Origin of the sequence: Rhodopseudomonas palustris (assembly GCF_003226555.1) — a bacterium.
In the GTDB taxonomy this organism is placed as follows: Bacteria; Pseudomonadota; Alphaproteobacteria; order Rhizobiales; family Xanthobacteraceae; genus Rhodopseudomonas; species Rhodopseudomonas palustris_I.
Window position 1 is genome coordinate 218063 of record NZ_QKQS01000013.1, and the last position, 20194, is coordinate 238256.

20 protein-coding genes, 1 tRNA gene and 1 pseudogene are annotated in these 20194 nt (G+C 64.6%); 2 read left to right on the forward strand and 20 right to left on the reverse strand.

Annotated features, from left to right (window positions below):
* Positions 1 to 37 precede the first annotated feature (37 nt).
* The 19 genes from DNX69_RS08740 to DNX69_RS08830 are packed head-to-tail and all read right to left on the reverse strand — an operon-like array spanning position 38 to position 18618.
* A complete protein-coding gene (locus DNX69_RS08740) occupies positions 38 to 1708 on the reverse strand; it encodes a ribonuclease J (protein WP_110785623.1) in 1671 nt (556 codons plus the stop codon).
* The gene (locus tag DNX69_RS08745) at positions 1708 to 2523 is read right to left on the reverse strand and encodes a biotin--[acetyl-CoA-carboxylase] ligase (RefSeq protein WP_110785624.1); all 816 of its coding nucleotides are present in this window, start codon (positions 2521 to 2523) and stop codon (positions 1708 to 1710) included. The genes DNX69_RS08740 and DNX69_RS08745 overlap by 1 nt, the downstream gene beginning before the upstream one ends.
* A complete protein-coding gene (gene nuoN, locus DNX69_RS08750) occupies positions 2524 to 3963 on the reverse strand; it encodes an NADH-quinone oxidoreductase subunit NuoN (protein WP_110785625.1) in 1440 nt (479 codons plus the stop codon).
* A gap of 19 nt (positions 3964 to 3982) precedes the next feature.
* Positions 3983 to 5500 carry an NADH-quinone oxidoreductase subunit M gene (locus tag DNX69_RS08755; protein ID WP_165825215.1) on the reverse strand — a complete coding sequence of 506 codons (1518 nt, stop codon included), beginning with the start codon at positions 5498 to 5500 and terminating at the stop codon, positions 3983 to 3985.
* Positions 5501 to 7606: an NADH-quinone oxidoreductase subunit L gene (gene nuoL, locus DNX69_RS08760; RefSeq protein WP_110785626.1), complete on the reverse strand. Its 2106-nt coding sequence runs from the start codon at positions 7604 to 7606 to the stop codon at positions 5501 to 5503.
* A 59-nt stretch (positions 7607 to 7665) separates the two neighbouring features.
* Entirely contained in the window at positions 7666 to 7977 is a 312-nt protein-coding gene (nuoK, locus tag DNX69_RS08765; RefSeq protein ID WP_011158489.1) for an NADH-quinone oxidoreductase subunit NuoK, read from the reverse strand.
* Positions 7974 to 8612 carry an NADH-quinone oxidoreductase subunit J gene (locus DNX69_RS08770; protein ID WP_110785627.1) on the reverse strand — a complete coding sequence of 213 codons (639 nt, stop codon included), beginning with the start codon at positions 8610 to 8612 and terminating at the stop codon, positions 7974 to 7976. The genes nuoK and DNX69_RS08770 overlap by 4 nt, the downstream gene beginning before the upstream one ends.
* Before the next feature lie 9 nt (positions 8613 to 8621).
* Positions 8622 to 9110, reverse strand: coding sequence for an NADH-quinone oxidoreductase subunit NuoI (gene nuoI, locus DNX69_RS08775; protein ID WP_110785628.1), 489 nt, complete (start codon positions 9108 to 9110; stop codon positions 8622 to 8624).
* 7 nt (positions 9111 to 9117) lie between these two features.
* Complete coding sequence (gene nuoH / locus DNX69_RS08780) at positions 9118 to 10143, reverse strand: NADH-quinone oxidoreductase subunit NuoH (RefSeq protein ID WP_110785629.1); 1026 nt, start codon at positions 10141 to 10143, stop codon at positions 9118 to 9120.
* Positions 10144 to 10152: 9 nt separating this feature from the next.
* Entirely contained in the window at positions 10153 to 12228 is a 2076-nt protein-coding gene (gene nuoG / locus DNX69_RS08785; protein WP_110785630.1) for an NADH-quinone oxidoreductase subunit NuoG, read from the reverse strand.
* A 33-nt stretch (positions 12229 to 12261) separates the two neighbouring features.
* The gene (locus DNX69_RS08790) at positions 12262 to 12471 is read right to left on the reverse strand and encodes a hypothetical protein (protein WP_110785631.1); all 210 of its coding nucleotides are present in this window, start codon (positions 12469 to 12471) and stop codon (positions 12262 to 12264) included.
* Between the two features lie 9 nt (positions 12472 to 12480).
* A complete protein-coding gene (gene nuoF, locus DNX69_RS08795) occupies positions 12481 to 13806 on the reverse strand; it encodes an NADH-quinone oxidoreductase subunit NuoF (RefSeq protein ID WP_110785632.1) in 1326 nt (441 codons plus the stop codon).
* 18 nt (positions 13807 to 13824) lie between these two features.
* Entirely contained in the window at positions 13825 to 13989 is a 165-nt protein-coding gene (locus tag DNX69_RS08800) for a hypothetical protein (RefSeq protein ID WP_234826901.1), read from the reverse strand.
* 47 nt (positions 13990 to 14036) lie between these two features.
* Complete coding sequence (nuoE, locus tag DNX69_RS08805; RefSeq protein WP_110785634.1) at positions 14037 to 14786, reverse strand: NADH-quinone oxidoreductase subunit NuoE; 750 nt, start codon at positions 14784 to 14786, stop codon at positions 14037 to 14039.
* A 2-nt stretch (positions 14787 to 14788) separates the two neighbouring features.
* Entirely contained in the window at positions 14789 to 15760 is a 972-nt protein-coding gene (locus DNX69_RS08810) for an FkbM family methyltransferase (protein WP_110785635.1), read from the reverse strand.
* Positions 15757 to 16965 carry an NADH-quinone oxidoreductase subunit D gene (locus tag DNX69_RS08815; protein ID WP_110785636.1) on the reverse strand — a complete coding sequence of 403 codons (1209 nt, stop codon included), beginning with the start codon at positions 16963 to 16965 and terminating at the stop codon, positions 15757 to 15759. The genes DNX69_RS08810 and DNX69_RS08815 overlap by 4 nt, the downstream gene beginning before the upstream one ends.
* Positions 16966 to 17016: 51 nt before the next feature.
* A complete protein-coding gene (locus DNX69_RS08820) occupies positions 17017 to 17631 on the reverse strand; it encodes an NADH-quinone oxidoreductase subunit C (RefSeq protein ID WP_110785637.1) in 615 nt (204 codons plus the stop codon).
* Between the two features lie 13 nt (positions 17632 to 17644).
* Positions 17645 to 18262: a NuoB/complex I 20 kDa subunit family protein gene (locus DNX69_RS08825; RefSeq protein ID WP_425327299.1), complete on the reverse strand. Its 618-nt coding sequence runs from the start codon at positions 18260 to 18262 to the stop codon at positions 17645 to 17647.
* Positions 18253 to 18618, reverse strand: a complete 366-nt coding sequence (locus DNX69_RS08830; RefSeq protein ID WP_011158501.1) for an NADH-quinone oxidoreductase subunit A — start codon at positions 18616 to 18618, stop codon at positions 18253 to 18255. The genes DNX69_RS08825 and DNX69_RS08830 overlap by 10 nt, the downstream gene beginning before the upstream one ends.
* Positions 18619 to 18936: 318 nt before the next feature.
* Here DNX69_RS08830 and DNX69_RS08835 point away from each other — a divergent pair, with 318 nt between their 5' ends.
* Positions 18937 to 19131 (forward strand): hypothetical protein, encoded by a 195-nt coding sequence (locus tag DNX69_RS08835; RefSeq protein WP_110785639.1) that lies wholly within the window; start codon positions 18937 to 18939, stop codon positions 19129 to 19131.
* A 280-nt stretch (positions 19132 to 19411) separates the two neighbouring features.
* Here DNX69_RS08835 and DNX69_RS08840 read toward each other — a convergent pair.
* Positions 19412 to 19488 (reverse strand) — tRNA-Asp (locus DNX69_RS08840).
* A 240-nt stretch (positions 19489 to 19728) separates the two neighbouring features.
* On the opposite strand from DNX69_RS08840, the pseudogene DNX69_RS08845 reads away from it, so the two are divergent.
* Positions 19729 to 20046, forward strand: a pseudogene (locus DNX69_RS08845) (HU family DNA-binding protein); the annotation flags it as partial.
* Positions 20047 to 20194: the final 148 nt, after the last annotated feature.

The window sequence follows — 20194 nt, forward strand, 5'->3', positions numbered from 1 at the left end:
ATCACCTCTCCGTTGTCGTGTTCTTGTTGGTCTTATCTCAAACCGTCAGGACGTGCACCGTGCACAAAGGTTTCTTGCCCCAATGCTGCTGGATCACAGAGCGGACTGTGCGTCGGACGGATTCCGCCACGGCGTCTGGATCGCGCCGCTTGGCCCGCGGCAAGCCTTCGACGGTCGCCACAACGGCGTCGAACACGATGTCGTCGAGCGGTTCGCCGGCGCTGTTGTTTTCAGGCACGCCGATCAGCTCGACTTCGGGATCGTCGACCAGCTCGCCGGCCTCGGTCAGCGCTAGCGCCACGAAGGCGCAGCCGGCGAACGCCATCTTGCGGCGCTCGACCACGGCACGCGATTTGTCCTCTTCGAGGATGCTGCCGTCCTTGTAGAGCCGGCCGGCCGGCAACTGCTCGATGATGGCAGGATCGCCCGGGCCGAGCCGGATCAGGTCACCGTTGCGGCAGATCATCACCTTGGGCACGCCCATCTGCCGCGCCAGCTTGGCGTGTTCGTTCAGATGCAGCGCCTCGCCGTGCACCGGGATCAGCAGCTTCGGCCGCACCCAGGAGATCATCTCGCGCAGCTCGTCGCGGCGCGGATGGCCGGAGACGTGGACGAGATGATCGCGATCGGTGATCACCTCGATGCCTTGCGTCACAAGCCCGTTGATGATGCCGCCGACCGCCTTCTCGTTGCCCGGAATGGTGCGCGACGAGAAGATCACGCAGTCGCCTTTGTTGAGCGTGATCTCGGGGTGATCATCGCGTGCGATCCGCGCAAGCGCGGCGCGCGGCTCGCCCTGGCTGCCGGTGCACAGCGCCAGTACCTTGTCGGGCGGGAAATGCCCGTAATATTCAGGCCCGCGAAAATTCTGCACGCCGTCGAGATGGCCGGTCTCGCGCGCGACCTGCGCGACACGGTCCATCGCGCGGCCGACCAATACGACCTCGCGCCCCGCAGCTTTCGCCGCATCGGCGACGGCGCGAATGCGGCCGACATTCGACGCAAAGGTCGTCACCGCGACACGGCCCTTGGCGGATTTGATCAAGCCCGTCAGCGAGGCGGCCACCTCGGTCTCCGACGGCGAGCGGCCGTCGCGCACCGCATTGGTGGAGTCCCCGATCAACGCCAAGACGCCTTCGTCACCGAGTTGGCGCAGCCGCGCCTCGTCGGTCGGCGGCCCAACCACAGGGGTCGGATCGATCTTCCAGTCGCCGGTGTGCAGCACCGTACCGACCGAGGTGCGGATCGCCAGCGCGTGGCTTTCCGGAATCGAATGCGCCACCGGGATGAATTCGACGCTGAACGGGCCGAGATCGATCGTGCCGCCCGACGGCACCTCGGTAATCGGGATCTTCAGCGTGGTGCGTTCGGCCGCGAGCTTGGCGGCGAACAGCGAGGCGCTGAACTTGGTGGCGTAGATCGGGCATTTCAGCTTCGGCCACAGATCGATGATCGCGCCGAAATGGTCCTCGTGGGCATGCGTCAGCACCAGCCCGACCAGGTTCTTCTTCTCTTTTTCCAGGAAGCGGATGTCCGGCATGATCAGGTCGATGCCGGGCAGATGCTCCTCGTCGCCGAACGACACGCCGAGGTCGACCGCCAGCCAGCTCCGCTGATGGCGGTTGCCGAGGCCGTAGATCGACAGGTTCATGCCGATCTCGCCGACGCCGCCGAGCGGCGCAAAAGTGAATTCGTCGGGTCGTGCCATCAATCTGCAGCCTTTGCTGACGCCGCATCGCCGAAATAGACGTCGCCGGCCGCGATCGGAATGCGTTTCCGATCGGATGTTATCAGGACCATACAGCCTGTTTCATCGATGGTGTCGAATATCCCGGAAACCACCGACGCGCCCGACCGGATGGAAACCGTCTGACCAAGCCCTGCGGCTCGTTCCAGCCAGAGGTCGCGGATCTTTGGGAAACCACGCCCATTGTCCCAAATCCCGCGCATCTCGTGCCACGAGTCCGACAGCGCCGTAAATACGTCTTCCGCACTGGCGGTGACGCCGAGCTGGCTCAAACAGGTCACTGCGCCCGGGAGCCCCTCGGGAGCTGCGACCACGTTCGTGCCCATCCCGACCACGACCGCGAGCCGCCCATCCGGCAATGTCTCGGCTTCGAGATTCATGCCGACCAGCTTCGATCCGCCGGCCAGGATGTCGTTGGGCCATTTCAGCCGGTAATCGTTCGCGGCAGAGTTGGGCGACCGCATCGCGGCCTCGACGCTCACTTCGCGCAAGGCCTTCTCGAGCGCGACGCCTGCGGCAAAGCCCAGCGTGGCGGCGACAGCCGGTGCGACATTGAAGCTCTCGAACACCGAGCTGGCCAAGTTACCACGCGGCGCCACCCAGACCCGATTGCGACGACCGCGTCCCGCGGTCTGCATCGTGGTCACGAACCAGCAAGGCGCCTGCCCTCCGGATCGGGCATACGCCATCGCGTCGGTGTTGGTGGAGCCGGTCTCGTCGAAGACCTTCAGGCCGACGCGGGCCGCACGCGCCTTCGGTCCGAGTGCGAATGACACCTAGAACAACGACTTGGCGGCTGCCGTCGCCGCATTCACCAGCGGAGCCGGATAGACGAAGAACAGCAGGTTGAACAGGCCGGCGACCATCAACACGCTGCGCAGCTCCGGCCGAACCGGATCGATGCCGGCCGCCGGCTCGTCGAAATACATCACCTTGACGATCGCCAGATAGTAGTAGGCGCCCACCACGCTGCAGATCACGCCGAGCACAGCCAGCACGAACAGCCCCGCCTTGATCGCCGCCATGAACACGTAGAACTTGGCGAAGAAACCGGCCAGCGGCGGAATGCCCGCGAGCGAGAACAGCAGAATCCCGAAGAAGAACGCCAGCGGCGGATTGGTGCGCGACAGGCCGGCGAAGTCGGCGATGGTCTCGACGTGCATGCCGTTCCGGCGCATCGACAGGATCACGGCGAACGCGCCGAGCGTCATCGCGACGTAGATCGAGATGTAGACGATCACGCCCTGAGCGCCTTCGACGGTGCCGGCCGACAGGCCGACAAGCGCGAAGCCGATATGGCCGATCGCCGAATACGCCATCAGGCGCTTGATGTTCTTCTGGCCGATCGCGGCGAACGAGCCGAGCGCCATCGAGGCGATCGCGACGAACACCACGATCTGCTGCCACTGCGGCACGATGCCGGGGAACGCGGTGAGCGTAACGCGGGTGAAGATCGCAAGACCCGCCACCTTCGGCGCCGAGGCGAAGAACGCGGTGACCGGGGTCGGCGCGCCTTCGTAGACGTCGGGCGTCCACATGTGGAACGGCACCGCCGAAACCTTGAAGCACAGCCCGGCGAGCAGGAAGACGAGACCGAACACCAGGCCGATATTGCCGTCCTTGGCCGCAGCGGCGATGCCGGAGAACTCAACCGTGCCGGTGAAGCCGTAGATCAGCGAGGCGCCGTACAGCAGCATGCCGGACGACAGCGCGCCGAGCACGAAGTACTTCATGCCGGCCTCGTTCGACTTGGCGTCCTTGCGGTTGCTCGCCGCCACCACGTACAGCGCCAGGCTCATCAGCTCGAGGCCGAGATACAGCATGATCAGGTCGCCGGCCGAGATCAGCAGCAACATGCCGGCCGACGACAGCAGCACCAGGATCGCGTATTCGAACATCCGCCGCGACGGATCGGTCAGAACTTCGAGCGACAACAGCAGCGTCACCGCCGAGCCGATCAGCGCCAGCACTTTGAGGAAACGGGCGAAGTCGTCGACGACGAAGCTGCCGCCGAAGGTGACGAGCCTGCCGCCCGGCAGCGCGAACAGCTCCAGCGCACCGGTCGTGATCAGCAGCAGGATCGCCAGCACCGTGATGGTGCCGGTCGCCTTGGGGCCGCGATAGGCGCCGAGCATCAGGAGCAGCATCGCGCCGATCACCAGCACGAGTTCCGGCAGGATCGGCAGCAGTGGATAACCGGCTGTTTCAAAGTTCATCGGGATTGGTCCTTGCCGGTCACGGCAGCGCCGCTGCCTTCACGGCAGTCACCGCGGCAGCGTAGTTGTTGACGAGTTGCTGGACGGAGGCGGCGGACATGTCGAGCACCGGCTTCGGATAGAAGCCGAACAGGACGGTCAGCACCACCAGCGGCGCGAGCATCAGCCCTTCCCGCCAGGTCAGGTCCTTGATGGTGGCGAGCGAGGGCTTGGTGAGCGCGCCGAACACCACCTTGCGATACAGCCACAGGGCGTAACAGGCCGACAGGATCACGCCGGTCGTGGCCAGCGTCGCGGTCGGCACATTGACCTTGAACGTGCCCAGCAGCGTCAGGAATTCGCCGATGAAGCCCGAGGTGCCCGGCAGACCGACATTGGCCATGGTGAACACCATGAACACCAGCGCATACAGCGGCATCCGGTTGACGAGGCCGCCATAGGCCGCGATCTCGCGGGTGTGCATCCGGTCGTAGACCACGCCGACGCAGAGGAACAGCGCGCCGGAGACGATGCCGTGGCTGACCATCTGGAACACCGCGCCGGAGACGCCCTGGGTGGTGCCGGCGAAGATGCCCATGGTGACGAAGCCCATATGCGCCACCGAGGAGTACGCAATCAGCTTCTTGATGTCCTCCTGCATCAGCGCGACCAGCGAGGTGTAGATGATCGCGATGACAGACAACGTGTAGATCAGCGGCGCGAAATACGCCGAGGCGTCCGGGAACATCGGCAGCGAGAAGCGCAGGAAGCCGTAGCCGCCCATCTTCAGCATGATCGCGGCCAGCACCACGGAGCCCGCGGTCGGCGCTTCGACGTGCGCGTCGGGCAGCCAGGTGTGCACCGGCCACATCGGCATCTTCACCGCGAACGACGAGAAGAACGCCAGCCACGCCCAGGTCTGCAGCCCGCTCGGCACCGACGTCCGCAGCAGGGTCGGAATGTCGGTGGTGCCGGCGTTCCAATACAGCGCCATGATCGCCAGCAGCATCAGCACCGAGCCGAGCAGCGTGTACAGGAAGAATTTGAACGACGCGTACACCCGGCGCGGTCCGCCCCAGATGCCGATGATCAGGAACATCGGGATCAGGCCGCCTTCGAAGAACAGATAGAACAGCACCAGATCGAGCGCCGAGAAGGTGCCGATCATCAGTGTTTCCAGCACCAGGAACGCGATCATGTATTCGCGCACCCGCATCGTCACCGAGCGCCAACTCGCGATGATGCAGAACGGCATGATCGCGGTGGTCAGGATCACCAGCGGCAGCGAAATGCCGTCCAGACCCATGTGGTAGGTGATGGTGTTGCCGAGCCAGGGCGCCTTCTCGACGAACTGGAAGCCCGGATTGGCGGGATCGAAGTGCCACACCAGCAGCAGCGACACCGCGAAGGTGATCAGCGTGGTCCACAGCGAGATCCAGCGGGCGTTGCGTCGCGCCGCCTCGTCCTCACCGCGCGCCAGATACACCAGCGCCGCGCCGAGCAACGGCAGGAAGGTGACGACCGAGAGGACCGGCCAAGTCATGATCGAAGCCGACATTTAGCGGCCCCCCAAGCCGAGCATGAACCAGGTAATCAGACCGGCCACGCCGATCAGCATCGCGAAGGCGTAGTGGTAGAGGTAGCCGGTCTGCATCCGCACCACGCCTCGGGTGACGTCCAGCACCCGGGCGGAGATGCCGTCGGGCCCGAGCCCGTCGATCAGCATGCCGTCCCCCTTCTTCCAGAGCTGTCGTCCGATCCACTTCGCCGGGCGGACGAAGATGACCTCGTACAGCTCGTCGAAGTACCACTTGTTGAGCAGGAAGTTGTAGAGCAGCCGGTGCTGGCCGGCGAGCTCCACCGGAATGTCCGGACGGCGGATGTAGAAGTACCAAGACACCAGGAAGCCCACCACCATCATCACCGTCGGCAGCAATGCGATCCAGGCCGGGATGTGGTGCATCTCTTCGATGATGTGCGGGTGCATCTTCAGCGACGAGCGGAAGAACTCCTCGATGCCGTGGCCGGCGAACAGCTCCTTGAACGGATAACCTGCCGCCAGCGCGCCGAAGGCGAGCACGAACAGCGGGATCGTCATCACCAGCGGGCTCTCGTGCGCCGCCTCGTAGTGCTTGCGATCGTGCGGCTCGCCGTGGAACGTCTTGAACACCAGACGCCACGAGTAGAACGAGGTCAGCAGCGCCGCCACCACGGTCATCAGGAAGCCGTAGAACGCCAGCGGGTTCTTCGACACGAACGCAGCCTCGATGATCGCGTCCTTGGAGAAGTAGCCGGCGGTCAGCGGGAAACCGGTCAGCGCCAGGGTGCCGATCAGCATCACGCCGTAGGTGAACGGGATCCGGTCCTTGAGGCCGCCCATATGGCGGATGTCCTGCTCGTGATGCATCGCGTGGATCACCGAGCCGGCGCCCAAGAACAGCAGCGCCTTGAAGAAGGCGTGCGTGAACAGATGGAACATGCCGACCGAATAAGCCCCCGCCCCCATCGCCACGAACATGTAGCCGAGCTGCGAACAGGTCGAATACGCCACGATCCGCTTGATGTCGTTCTGCACCAGACCGATGGTCGCGGCGAAGAACGCGGTGGTGGCGCCGAAGAACATCACCACGGCCTGAGCGTCCGGGGCGAGTTCAAACAGCGGCGACATCCGCGCCACCATGAACACGCCGGCGGTGACCATGGTCGCGGCGTGGATCAGCGCCGACACCGGGGTCGGACCTTCCATCGCGTCCGGCAGCCAGGTGTGCAGCAGGAACTGCGCCGACTTGCCCATCGCGCCCATGAACAGCAGCAGACAGGCCAGCGTCAGCGCGTCGGCGTACCAGCCGAAGAAGTTGATGGTCTTCCCGGTCAGGCCCGGCGCCGCGGCGAAGATGGTGTCGAAATCGGTCGAGCCAACCAGCACGAACACCGTGAAGATGCCGAGCAGGAACCCGAAGTCGCCGACGCGGTTGACCACGAAGGCCTTGATGGCGGCGGCGGCGGCCGACGGCTTCTGGTACCAGAAGCCGATCAGCAGGTAGCTCGCCAGACCGACGCCTTCCCAGCCGAAGAACAGCTGCATCAGGTTGTCGGCGGTCACCAGCATCAGCATCGCGAAGGTGAACAGCGACAGATAACCGAAGAACCGCGGACGATGCGGATCTTCGTTCATGTAGCCGATCGAATACAGATGGACGAGCGACGACACCGTCGTCACCACCACCAGCATCACCGCGGTCAGGGTGTCGACCCGCAGCGTCCAGGCGACTTGCAGCTCGCCGGAATTGATCCACGGGAACAGCGCCACGCGTGCATCGTGGTGCATAAAGCCGACGTCGACCAGCGTCACCCAGGACAGCGCGCAGGAGATCAGCAGCAGCGTCGTGGTGACGATCTCGGCGAGACGCGAACCGGCAGCGGCCGGTTCGGTCGGGCCGTGCGCGTGATCGTCGTGAGCATGATCATCGTGAGCATGGTCGTCGTGACCATGCGCGGCGTGAGCATGGGCGTCGTGCGCGGCGTGGCCATGAGCGCCATGACCGTGATCGTCGTGATGCTCGACGGTGTCACCGCTCGGGTTGCGGGCGTGGGCGCCCACCAGCGCTATGACGGCGGCGATCAGCGCGCCGACGAGCGGCAGGAATACGATAGCCTGGATCATGCGCGCGCCTTCAGCCTCCGGACGATGCCGTCAATCCGCACTCGATTGCCGATCATGCCCTAGCCCTTCATCAAGTTGATATCTTGCACCGCGATGGTGCCGCGGTTGCGGAAGAACACCACCAGCACCGCCAGGCCGATCGCGGCCTCCGCGGCGGCGACGGTGAGCACCAGCAGCGCGAACACCTGACCGACGATGTCGTTCAGGTAGATCGAGAACGCCACCAGGTTGATGTTGACGGCGAGCAGCATCAGCTCGATCGACATCAGAATGATGATGACGTTCTTGCGGTTCAGGAAGATGCCGAGGGTGCCGAGCGTGAACAGCACCGCGGCGACCGACAGGAAATGGCCGAGCCCGATCTCGTTCATCGCACCCACTCCGCAGCATCGTTGTCGGAAAGTCCCTGCCCCGGCTTGACCTGGCGGATCGCCATCGCGGTCTCCTTGGAACGGGCGTTCTGCGTTGGAATGTCCTGCCGCTTGACGCGTTGCTTGTGGCGCAGCGTCAGCACAATCGCGCCGACCATCGCCACCAGCAGGATCATGCCCGACACCTGGAAGTAGTGGATGTAGCGGGTGTAGAGCACGAGGCCGAGCGCTTCGGTGTTGGACACGCCGGCCGGGATCGGCGCCGTCACCGTCTTGGTCACGGTCGGGCTGATCACCCAGCCGCCGGCGAGCAGCAACAGCTCGGCGAGGAAGATGAAGCCGATCAACAGGCCGAACGGCAGATATTCGAGGAAGCCTTCGCGCAGCTGGCTGTAGTCGACGTCCAGCATCATGATCACGAAGAGGAACAGCACCGCGACGGCGCCGACATAGACCACGATCAGGATCATCGCCAGGAATTCGGCCCCCATCAGCACGAACATGCCGGCGGCGTTGACGAACACCAGGATCAGGAACAGCGCGGAGTGCACCGGGTTGCGGGCGACCACGACCATCACCGCCGCGGCGATCGCCACCCCGGCGTAGAGATAGAAGAACAGAACGGGCATCGACATGGCGTCAGCTCACCGGTACGGCGCGTCGAGGGAGATGGCCTTGGCGATTTCCCGCTCCCAGCGGTCGCCATTGGCCAGCAGGCGGGCCTTGTCGTAGTACAATTCTTCGCGGGTCTCGGTGGCGAATTCGAAATTCGGTCCCTCGACGATCGCGTCGACCGGGCACGCCTCCTGGCAGAACCCGCAATAGATGCACTTCACCATGTCGATGTCGTAGCGCACCGTGCGGCGGGTGCCGTCGTTGCGGCGCGGACCGGCCTCGATGGTGATCGCCTGCGCCGGGCAGATCGCCTCGCACAGCTTGCAGGCGATGCAACGTTCCTCGCCGTTGGGATAACGGCGCAGCGCGTGCTCGCCGCGGAACCGCGGCGAGATCGGATTCTTCTCGAAAGGATAATTGATCGTCGGCTTCGGTTTGAAGAAGTAACGCATGGCGAGAAAGAACGCCGATACGAACTCGGTCAGAAGCAGCGAACGGGCGGTAGCGGTGACGTTCATCAAAGCCTCATTTCGGTGCCAGGCCGGCGAACTGCAGGACGGCCGCCACGATTACCACCATCGCCAGCGACAGCGGCAGGAACACCTTCCAGCCCAGCCGCATCAACTGGTCGTAGCGGTAACGCGGCACGATCGCCTTCGCCATCGCGAACAGGAAGAACATGAACAGGACTTTGAGCGCGAACCAGACGATGCCCGGCACCCAGGTGAAGGGTGCGTAAGGCACCGGCGGCAGCCAGCCGCCCAGGAACAGGATCGTGCCCATCGCGCACATCGTGACGATCGCCACGTATTCGCCGAGCATGAAGAGCAGATACGGGGTCGACGAATATTCGACCATGAAGCCGGCGACCAGTTCCGATTCCGCTTCGACGAGATCGAACGGCGGACGGTTGGTTTCGGCGAGCGCCGAAACGTAGAACACCACGAACATCGGGAACAGCGGCAGCCAGTACCAGCCGAGCATGCCCCATTTGCCGTTCTGCGCCTCGACGATCGCGGTCAGGTTCAGCGAACCGACGCACAGCAGCACGCAGATCACGACGAAGCCGATCGAGACTTCGTACGACACCATCTGCGCGGCCGAGCGCAGCGCGGCCAGGAACGGGTACTTCGAGTTCGACGACCAGCCGGCCATGATGATGCCGTACACCGACAGTGACGACACCGCGAGGATGTACAGCACGCCGACATTGATGTCGGCGATCACCCAGCCGGCACTCACCGGGATCACCGCCCAGGCCGCCAGCGCCAGTACGCAGGTGACCAGCGGCGCCAGCAGGAACAGGCCCTTGTTGGCGCCGTCCGGAATCGTCGGCTCCTTGAGGACGAACTTCAGGAGGTCGGCGAACGACTGCAGCAGGCCCCACGGCCCGACCACGTTCGGGCCGCGGCGGATCTGCACCGCCGCCCAGATCTTGCGGTCGGCGAGCAGGATGTAGGCGATCGAGATCAGGAGGATGACCAACAGCAGCACGCTCTGCCCGATCACCACGAGCAGCGGCCACAGGTTGGTCGCGAAGAATTCAGCCATGGGTCCCGCCTACTCCGCCGCCGTCAGCAATTGCCCCGACGCCAGGCGGGAACATTCCGCCATCACCGCGGATGCCCGCGCGATCGGGTTGGTCATGTAGAAATCGGCGATCACCGGCTTGAACGGCGTCTTCTCGACGCTGCCGCCGGCGCCCGCCAGCTTGCGCACATCGGCCGGATCACCGGCCTCGATCTGATCGATCCGCATCAGATGCGGCACCTCGGCGAACAGCGCCTTGCGCAGCGCCGCCAGCGAGTCATAGGGCAGCTTGGCGCCGAGCGCGTCCGACAGCGCCCGCAGGATCGCCCAGTCCTCGCGCGCATCGCCCGGCGGAAACGCCGCCCGGTTCGCGATCTGCACGCGGCCTTCGGTGTTGACGTAGATGCCCGACTTCTCGGTGTAGGCGGCGCCCGGCAGGATCACGTCGGCGCGGTGCGCGCCGCGATCGCCATGGGTGCCGATGTAGACCACGAAGGCGCCATCCGGCACCTTGATCTCGTCGGCGCCAAGCGAGAACAGCACATCGACGCCGCCGGCGGTGACCATCTCGGCCGCGCCCAGGCCGCTCTTGCCGGGCACGAAGCCGATGTCCAGCGCACCGACGCTGGAGGCCGCCGGATGCAGCACTGCAAAACCGTTCCAGCCGTCGTCGAGCGCGCCGATGTCGGCCGCGAGCTTGGCGGCCAGCGACAGGATCGCCGGGCCGTCGCGCCGTGAGGTCGCCGCCGCGCCGACCAGAATGATCGGATTCTTGGCGTTCTTCAGCGTCTCGGCGAAGGCGTGCTTGCCGGCGATCAGGTCGTTCAGCGTGTCGGTGCCGGCGCCGAGATAGTCGTAGCCGTAAGTGAGATCGGCCTTGCCGCCGATCACGCCGATCGGCATGCCGCTGGCGCGCCAGCGCTTACGGATGCGGGCGTTGAGGATCGCCGCCTCCTTGCGCGGATCGGAGCCGATGATCAGCACCGCGTCGGCCTGCTCGATGCCGACGATACCCGGATTGAAGATGTAGCTGGCGCGGCCGGCCTTCGGATCGAACGCGGCGACGTTCTGCGCCGCGACGTTGTCAGAGCCGAGCTTGGCGAGCAGCTGCTTCAGCGCGAACATCTCTTCGACCGCGGCGAGATCGCCGGCGATCGCGCCGATCTTTTTGGCCGAGGCGCCGTCGAGCTTGGCCTTGATCGCGGCGAACGCTTGCGGCCAGCTCGCCGGCTTCAGCTTGCCGCCTTCGCGGACGTAAGGCCGGTCGAGCCGCTGGGTGCGCAGGCCGTCGACGACGTGGCGGGTCTTGTCGGAGATCCACTCCTCGTTGATCGCCTCGTTGACGCGCGGCAGGATCCGCATCACTTCGCGGCCGCGGGTGTCGACCCGGATCGCCGAGCCGACGCCGTCCATCACATCGATCGACTGGGTCTTGCCGAGCTCCCAGGGCCGCGCGGCGAACGCATAGGGCTTCGACGTCAGCGCGCCGACCGGGCAGATATCGACGAGGTTGCCCTGCAGCTCGGAGGTGAGCGCATTCTCCAGATAGGTGGTGATCTCCATATCCTCGCCGCGGCCGATCGCGCCCATCTCCGGCACGCCGCAGATTTCCGCCGCAAAGCGCACGCAGCGGGTGCACTGGATGCAGCGGGTCATCGAGGTCTTGACCAGCACGCCGAGATATTTGTCCTCGACCGCACGCTTGTTCTCGGCGAACCGGCTCTGATCGACGCCGTAGCCCATTGCCTGGTCCTGCAGGTCGCACTCGCCGCCCTGGTCGCAGATCGGGCAGTCGAGCGGATGGTTGATCAGCAGGAACTCCATCACGCCTTCGCGCGCCTTCTTGACCATCGGCGATTTGGTCGAGACTTCCGGCGGCTCGCCGTTCGGGCCCGGGCGGCAGTCGCGCACGCCCCAGGCGCAGCTCGCAACCGGCTTCGGCGAGCCCTTGAGCTCGACCAGACACATCCGGCAGTTGCCGGCGATCGACAGCCGCTCGTGATAACAAAACCGCGGAATCTCGGCGCCGGCCGACTCGCAGGCCTGCAGCAGGGTGTATTCCGGCGGAACTTCGACTTCCTTGCCGTCGACGATGATCTTGATCATATCGTTCCAGTCACTCTCAGTGTCGGCGAGCGATCAATGCGGCTGGTCGGCGAGATCGAGGCGACGCTCGATCCGGTCGACACGAACTTCGAGACGATCGAGACGGCGATTGACGCCGGCCAGGCCTTCTTCGACGCCCGTCATACCCACCTTCAGGTCGTGAACGTCATCGATCACGCGATCTAGCTTGGCGTCCATCCGCCGCAAGTAAGTCAGCACCAGATTGTCGGGCTCGTCCGCCATCTTCGCCCCCTACTCCGCCGCTTGCATGTGCGCCGGATCGAGCACGCCCTGATCGTCGAGCGTGGCCTTGCGCGAGAAGTCGTCGATACGGCGCTCGATCTCCGGGCGGAAGGCGCGGATCAGGCCCTGAATCGGCCAAGCCGCGGCATCGCCGAGCGCGCAGATGGTGTGGCCTTCGACCTGCTTGGTCACTTCCAGCAGCATGTCGATTTCACGCTTGTGGGCGCGGCCTCCGACCATGCGGTCGAGCACCCGCCACATCCAGCCGGTGCCTTCGCGGCACGGCGTGCACTGGCCGCAGCTTTCGTGCTTGAAGAAGTAGCTGATGCGCGCGATCGCCGCGACGATGTCGGTGGACTTGTCCATCACGATCACGCCGGCGGTGCCGAAGCTCGACTTCACCGCGCGGGTGCCGTCGAAGTCCATGATCAGCTCTTCGCAATCCGCCGCCGGGATCAACGGGCACGACGCACCGCCGGGAATGATCGCCAAGAGATTGTCCCAGCCGCCGCGGATGCCGCCGCCGTGCTTTTCGATCAGCTCGCGGAACGGAATCCCCATCGCCTCTTCGACGACGCAGGGCGTGTTGACGTGGCCGGAGATGCCGTAGAGCTTGGTGCCGACGTTGTTGGGCCGGCCGATCGACGAGAACCAGGCGGCGCCGCGGCGCAGGATATCCGGCGCGACCGCGATCGACTCGACGTTGTTGACGGTGGTCGGGCAGCCGAACAGGCCGACATTGGCCGGGAACGGCGGCTTCAGCCGCGGCTGGCCCTTCTTGCCTTCGAGGCTTTCCAATAGGGCGGTTTCTTCGCCGCAGATATAAGCGCCGGCACCATGCGCGACATACAGGTCGAACGGATAGCCGTGGACGTTGTCCTTGCCGAGCAGCTTGGCCTCGTAGGCCTGGTCGATCGCCGCCTGCAGCCGCTCGCGCTCGCGGATGAATTCGCCGCGGACGTAGATGTAGCCGGTGTGGGCGCCCATCGCGCAGCCGGCGAGCAGACAGCCTTCGACCAACGTGTGCGGGTCGTGGCGCATGATCTCGCGGTCTTTGCAGGTACCGGGCTCGGACTCGTCGGCGTTGACGACCAGATAGCTCGGCCGGCCGTCGGCATTGTCCTTCGGCATGAACGACCATTTCAGGCCGGTCGGGAAGCCGGCGCCGCCGCGGCCGCGCAGGCCCGACGCCTTCATCTCGTTGATGATCCAGTCGCGGCCCTTGTCGATGATCGCCTTGGTGCCTTCCCACGCGCCGCGACGGCGCGCGCCCTTCAGCGTCCAGTCGTCGAGACCGTACAGGTTCCGGAAGATGCGGTCCTTGTCGTCCAGCATGGCTTGCGGCGTTCCCTGTCAGCGTTTGGTTTGCATGTGAGCGAGACCGGCCGCGCAGCCCCCGAAGGTCAGCGCCCAGATCAGGCTCGATTGAAGTGTCGCACCGAGCGCGTAGCGCTGCAGCAGAAATATGAACGCTGCGGCGGCGACACCGTGCAGCAGGATGTAAACCGGGGTCGGCATGGCTCTCGCGCTTTCCGCGACGGCGCGCCCCGCTAGGGCGATCATCGTCATGGCGTGTTCTTACCGCTGGCGTCGGCGGCGGGCGGCTTCGGCGCCGGCCGCTCCTGAACATTGGCCGCCGCCCCGCTCCGCTTGGCCTCGCTGTCGGTCAGCGGCGGCCCGTTGGCATCGACCGGCGACACGTTGATACCGCCGCTCGTGAGAGTGGTCGGACCGGTAATCGGTGCCGCATGCTGGCGGCCGTTCTGCGGGCCCGGAGTCGGCGGATTGCCGGCCGCGAAGCCATCGAGCACCTTGTTCAAGGTCTCCGGCGTCAGGTCCTCGTAGACGTCCTTGAAGATCTGCACCATCGGCGCGTTCACGCAGGCGCCGGCGCACTCGACCTCCTCCCAGGAGAAGTCGCCGTCGGCGGACAGATGGAACGGATCATGATGGATCCGGCTCTTGCAGACTTCGATCAGCTCACCGGCGCCGCGCAGCCGGCACGGCGTGGTGCCGCAGACCTGGACGTGCGCCTTCTTGCCGACCGGATTGAGCTGAAACATGGTGTAGAAGGTCGCGACTTCCAGCGCCCGGATATGCGGCATCTGCAGCATGTCGGCGACGGTGCGGATCGCCGCTTCCGGCAGCCAGCCGCCGCACTGTTCCTGCGCGCGCCACATGATCGCGATCACCGCCGAGAACTGCCGGCCCGGCGGATATTTGGTGATTTCCTTCTGCGCCCAGGCGAGATTGTCCGCGGTGAACGCGAAGCTCTCGGGTTGCAGCTCTTTGGGTGCCAGACGACGAACGGACATGCTCAGTTTCTCGCCGAGCGTTTCGCCACGCTCGCATTGAGGTGTTGGATACGGGCGTGCCAGAACGCGCTCGAGGTTCCGACGACGTTGTAGCCGACATTCGACGCGACCTTGATCCGGTCGAGAATGCCGAGGTCGACCACGGCCTCGTATTGATTGCTTTGCGGGTCGTACACGACCAGCTTCAGCGGCGTATGTTCGAGGATGTAGCGCGAAACCGTGTGATCGGGGTCGCTGCCATGCTCTTCGCACAGGATCGCGGTGTCCTCGGCCAGCAGCCGCTGGCCACCGCGGATCGCGTCGATCTCGACGCCCTCGACGTCGAGCTTGACGATGTACTTGCCGCCCAGCGGCAGGTGGCCGTCGTCGATCAAATCGTCGAGCCGGATCACCGGCACGTCCTCACCATCGGCGCCGGGCTTGCCGACGATGCTGAGCGCTTCGTGCTTGGTGCCGGACAGCCGGGCAACGCCGCGCGCGGACCCGACGGCGCATTTCATCACCGTGAACCGGTCGCCGTTGACCTTGGCGTTGTGCGCCAGACGGGCGAAGTTCTGGCTCGACGGCTCGATCGCCAGCGTGCGATGCGCGCCGAACGGGGCGCTCGACACCAGCACCGACCAGTAGCCGTAATTGGCGCCGCAATCGACGAAGGTGAAATCGACATCGGCCGCGTCGCGGAACAGCAGGTCGAGTTCGATCTCGTAGGCGTAGTCGCGCTGCAGCAGCTTGCTCCAGTAGCCGTCGCCGTAAGGAAACACGAAGGTCGCGTCCGGATTCAGCTTGATCGCGATGTCGCGCTCCGGCAGCGCCTTGCGCATCAGATTCGCCGCAGCGTTGTAGCCGCGATACGAGAAGGTCGACGACACCCGGGCGCCCATCACCAGCGCATACGCCGCTACGCGCTCCAGGGCGCCAGCGCCCTCGAGCGCGCCGGTGGCGCGGTCGAACTGGATGGGCTCGGGGACGTTCACCGATCGACCTCTCCGAACACGATGTCGAGCGAGCCGAGGATCGCCGAGACGTCGGCCAGCAGATGGCCGCGGCTGAGGAAATCCATCGCCTGCAGATGCGCGAAGCCCGGCGCGCGGATCTTGCACTTGTACGGCTTGTTGCTGCCGTCGGACACCAGATACACGCCGAATTCGCCCTTCGGCGCCTCGACCGCGGCGTAGACTTCGCCGGCCGGGACGTGGAAGCCCTCGGTGTACAGCTTGAAGTGATGGATCAGCGCTTCCATCGAGCGCTTCATCTCGCCGCGACGCGGCGGGAAGATCTTGTGGTCGTCGACCACCACCGGTCCCTGCCCGGCCGGCTCGCGCAGCTTGGCGATGCACTGCTTCATGATCCGAACCGCCTGCCGCATCTCCTCCATGCGGATGTGGTAACGGTCGTAGCAGTCGCCGTTCTTGCCGATCGGCACTTCGAAATCGAGTTCGGCGTAGCATTCGTAGGGCTGCGCCTTGCGCAGGTCCCAGGCCGCGCCCGAGCCGCGCACCATCACGCCGGAGAAGCCCCAGGCCCACGCCTGATCGAGCGTCACCACGCCGATATCGACGTTGCGCTGCTTGAAGATGCGGTTGTCGCTGAGCAGCCGGTCGAGATCGTCGACCACCGCCGGGAACGCGTCGCACCAGGCGTCGATATCGTCGACCAGCTTCGGCGGCAGATCCTGATGCACGCCGCCGACGCGGAAATACGCCGCGTGCATCCGGCTGCCGGACGCGCGCTCGTAGAACATCATCAGCTTTTCGCGCTCTTCGAAGCCCCACAGCGGCGGGGTCAGCGCGCCGACGTCCATCGCCTGCGTGGTGACGTTGAGCAGATGCGACAGGATGCGGCCGATCTCGGCGTACAGCACGCGGATCAGTTGCGCGCGGCGCGGCACGGCGATGCCGAGCAGCTTCTCCACCGCGAGGCAGAACGCGTGCTCCTGGTTCATCGGCGCGACGTAGTCGAGCCGATCGAAATACGGGATCGCCTGCAGATAGGTCTTGGCTTCGATCAGCTTCTCGGTGCCGCGATGCAAGAGGCCGATATGCGGATCGACCCGCTCGACCACTTCGCCGTCGAGCTCCAGCACCAGCCGGAGCACGCCGTGCGCCGCCGGATGCTGCGGGCCGAAATTGATGGTGAAGTTGCGGACGCTGGGCGCGTCTACGGCGGCGGCGTCAGCCATGGAGCGGGCTCCGCATCAAAGCGAGTAGCGAATGGCGAATGGCGGGCGACATCACGACTTCACTCCCGCCTTCTCGTCTCCGGGAAGAACCGGATAGTCCGCACCTTCCCAGGGCGATAGAAAATCGAACTTGCGGAATTCCTGATTGAGCCGGACCGGCTCGTAGATCACCCGCTTCTGGTCGTCGTCGTAGCGAACCTCGACGAAACCGGTGAGCGGAAAATCCTTGCGCAGCGGATGACCATCGAAACCGTAATCAGTCAGCAGCCGACGCATGTCGGGATGGCCGGTGATGACGATGCCGTACAAATCGTAGGCCTCGCGCTCGAACCAGTCGGCGCCGGGAAACACATCGATGATCGACGGCACCAGCGTGGTCTCGCCGACCTCCGCCTTCACCCGCACCCGCTCGTTCAGCTTCGGCGACAGCAGATGATAGACGATCTCGAACCGCTGCGCGCGGCCGGGATAATCGACCGCGGTCATGTCGATGAAGCTGATGAAGCGGAAGCGCGGATCGTCCCGCAGCGTCCGCATCACGTCCACGATCTTGCCGGCATCGACAGTCAGCGTGAGCTGGCCGAACGCGACCGAATGACCGGTCGCGACGCCCGGCAAGGCGCCGACGATCGTCTGACCCAGGGTGTCGAGCCCGTTGTCGTCCATGAAACAGCCTTCTTCAGCGTTCGATAGTGCCGGTTCGGCGAATCTTCTTCTGCAGCAGCATCACGCCGTACAGCAGCGCCTCGGCGGTCGGCGGACAGCCGGGCACGTAGATGTCGATCGGAACGATGCGGTCACAACCGCGCACCACGGAATACGAATAGTGATAGTAGCCACCGCCGTTGGCGCACGACCCCATCGAGATGACGTAGCGCGGCTCGGGCATCTGGTCGTAGACCTTGCGCAGCGCCGGAGCCATCTTGTTGGTCAGCGTGCCGGCGACGATCATCACGTCGGACTGACGCGGCGAAGCGCGCGGCGCGAAGCCGAACCGCTCGGCATCGTAGCGCGGCATCGACAGCTGCATCATCTCGACCGCGCAGCACGCCAGACCGAACGTCATCCACATCAGCGAGCCGGTGCGCGCCCAGGTGATCAGATCATCGGTCGCGGCGACGAAGAAGCCCTTGTCGGACAACTCGCGGTTGACGTTGAGAAAGAACGGATCATCGGCGCCGACCGGCTTGCCGGTGCGCGGGTCGATGATGCCGGTGGCCGGCCGCGCCACCAGCGGCTGCGCACCGATCGGCTGTTGCGACGGTGTCGGCTGCATCGTCTCAGGCCTCAATCCCATTCCAGCGCGCCCTTCTTCCACTCGTAGGCGAAGCCGACGGTCAGAACGCCGAGGAACACCATCATCGACCAGAAGCCGGTCGCACCAAGCTTGCCGAAGGCCACCGCCCACGGAAACAGGAACGCGACCTCGAGGTCGAAGATGATGAACAGAATGGCGACCAAGTAGAATCTGACGTCGAATTTCATGCGGGCATCGCTGAAAGCGTTGAATCCGCATTCATAGGCCGAGAGCTTTTCCGGGTCCGGCTGCTGATACGCCACCGCGAACGGAGCGACCAGAAGGACGAAGCTCAAACCAGCCGCGACGATGATAAAAACGACGATTGGCAGATAGTTAGACAGAATGCCGCTCATCACCCGCTCCCTAACCCCGCGGCCCTTTGCGCTGCCGCAGACTCGTTCGCATTTGAATTGTTCTACCGCTTAGCGCAGTGCAACAGGGGGCGCAAGCCAAGCTGTGGCAACTCCGAGGCATATGCACCTCCATACGTCTTTAGCAGCACGAATTCGTGACTCATCATTCAGCACCGACCGTAGACACATCAACCAAACAGAAACCATACGGTGATCGCACGAAACCATTTTCGGAACCGGCGAAACGATCCTGAAACACACGCAAGGCTATCGTCCGTTCGTCAACGCGGCAACAGCAAGAGCCGCGGGGAGGCAGCGATGAACCACTCTTTGCATTCAGCGGATCGTGCGACCCACCTGAAGATCGTGGTGGTGGCTCTCGTTGCCGGTATCAGCGTCGCCGCACTCGGGATCATGGCCCGCACCACCGCGTCCGACAGCCAGACCGCCCAGGTGATCAAGGCCACCAAGCAGATGACCCTCACGGACTCCGGTCAGTCGACGGTCAGATAAGCATACCTCTGCCGTCGCGCATCGGCGGTAACAGAGGGGTGAGAGCATTGCGGCCCTGCCGCCCCTCACCTGCATCGCCCCTGCTTTTTCGAGTTGCGACGTGAGCTGCGGCGCGTGCGAATGTCCGCCCCGCCTGCGATCGTCCCGCTCAATTCAGCCAGACACATCAGCACCGTACGCGCGCGTCACCGACCAACAGACACGCGTGGCGTAGGTTCAATTCGTCGACGGAAAGTTTCAGGGAAGCTCGCGGGATCGCCAAAACGCCGCCTGGGCGAAATGGCGCGAGAGACGGGGCTCGAACCCGCGACCTCCGGCGTGACAGGCCGGCGCTCTAACCAACTGAGCTACTCCCGCGTGGTTTGCATCAACCGCGCAGGCGGTCGATTAAAGGGCCCGCCCTCCCAAGTCAAGCGGCTTGCGGCAGAGATTCCCATTCTCGTGCACAGCTTTGCATTTATCCTTTAATGTCGGCATTTTTCGACACCCGAATGCAAATAATGCGCTGTTTACAGGGCAAACGGCGTAGGCAGCGCCCACCCGAATCATCTAAGCCCTGGTACGTCTTAGTTTCTAAGCCGCCACACACAGCAGGAGAGCTATATGGCGAAGAAAGCAGTTGCCAAATCCGCGACGCCGGCAACGGTGACCCTGAAGCATCTCGCAGCGGCGCTCGCCGAAGAGCACGAGCTGTCGAAGAAGCAGACCGAAGCCATTCTCGGCGACATGGTGACCCGCATCACCAAGCACCTGAAGAAGGGCGAGCGCATCCGCATCGTCGGCCTCGGCATCCTCCAGGTCCGCAAGCGCGCCGCCCGCATGGGCCGCAACCCGGCCACTGGCGAGCAGATCCAGATCAAGGCCAGCAAGAAGGTGGCATTCCGCGCCGCCAAGGAACTCAAGGAAGCGATCTGATTCTGCTTCCGGGGTCATTGGTTCGGGCGTTTCCGGCCTTCGGGAACGCTTGAATAGAGCTCGTCCCGCGCGGCGCTGGGGTCGGTTTCCAAATTGATTGGAACCAGCTCCGGTTCAGATTGAAGAACGGCAGGCTTGGGCATCCGCC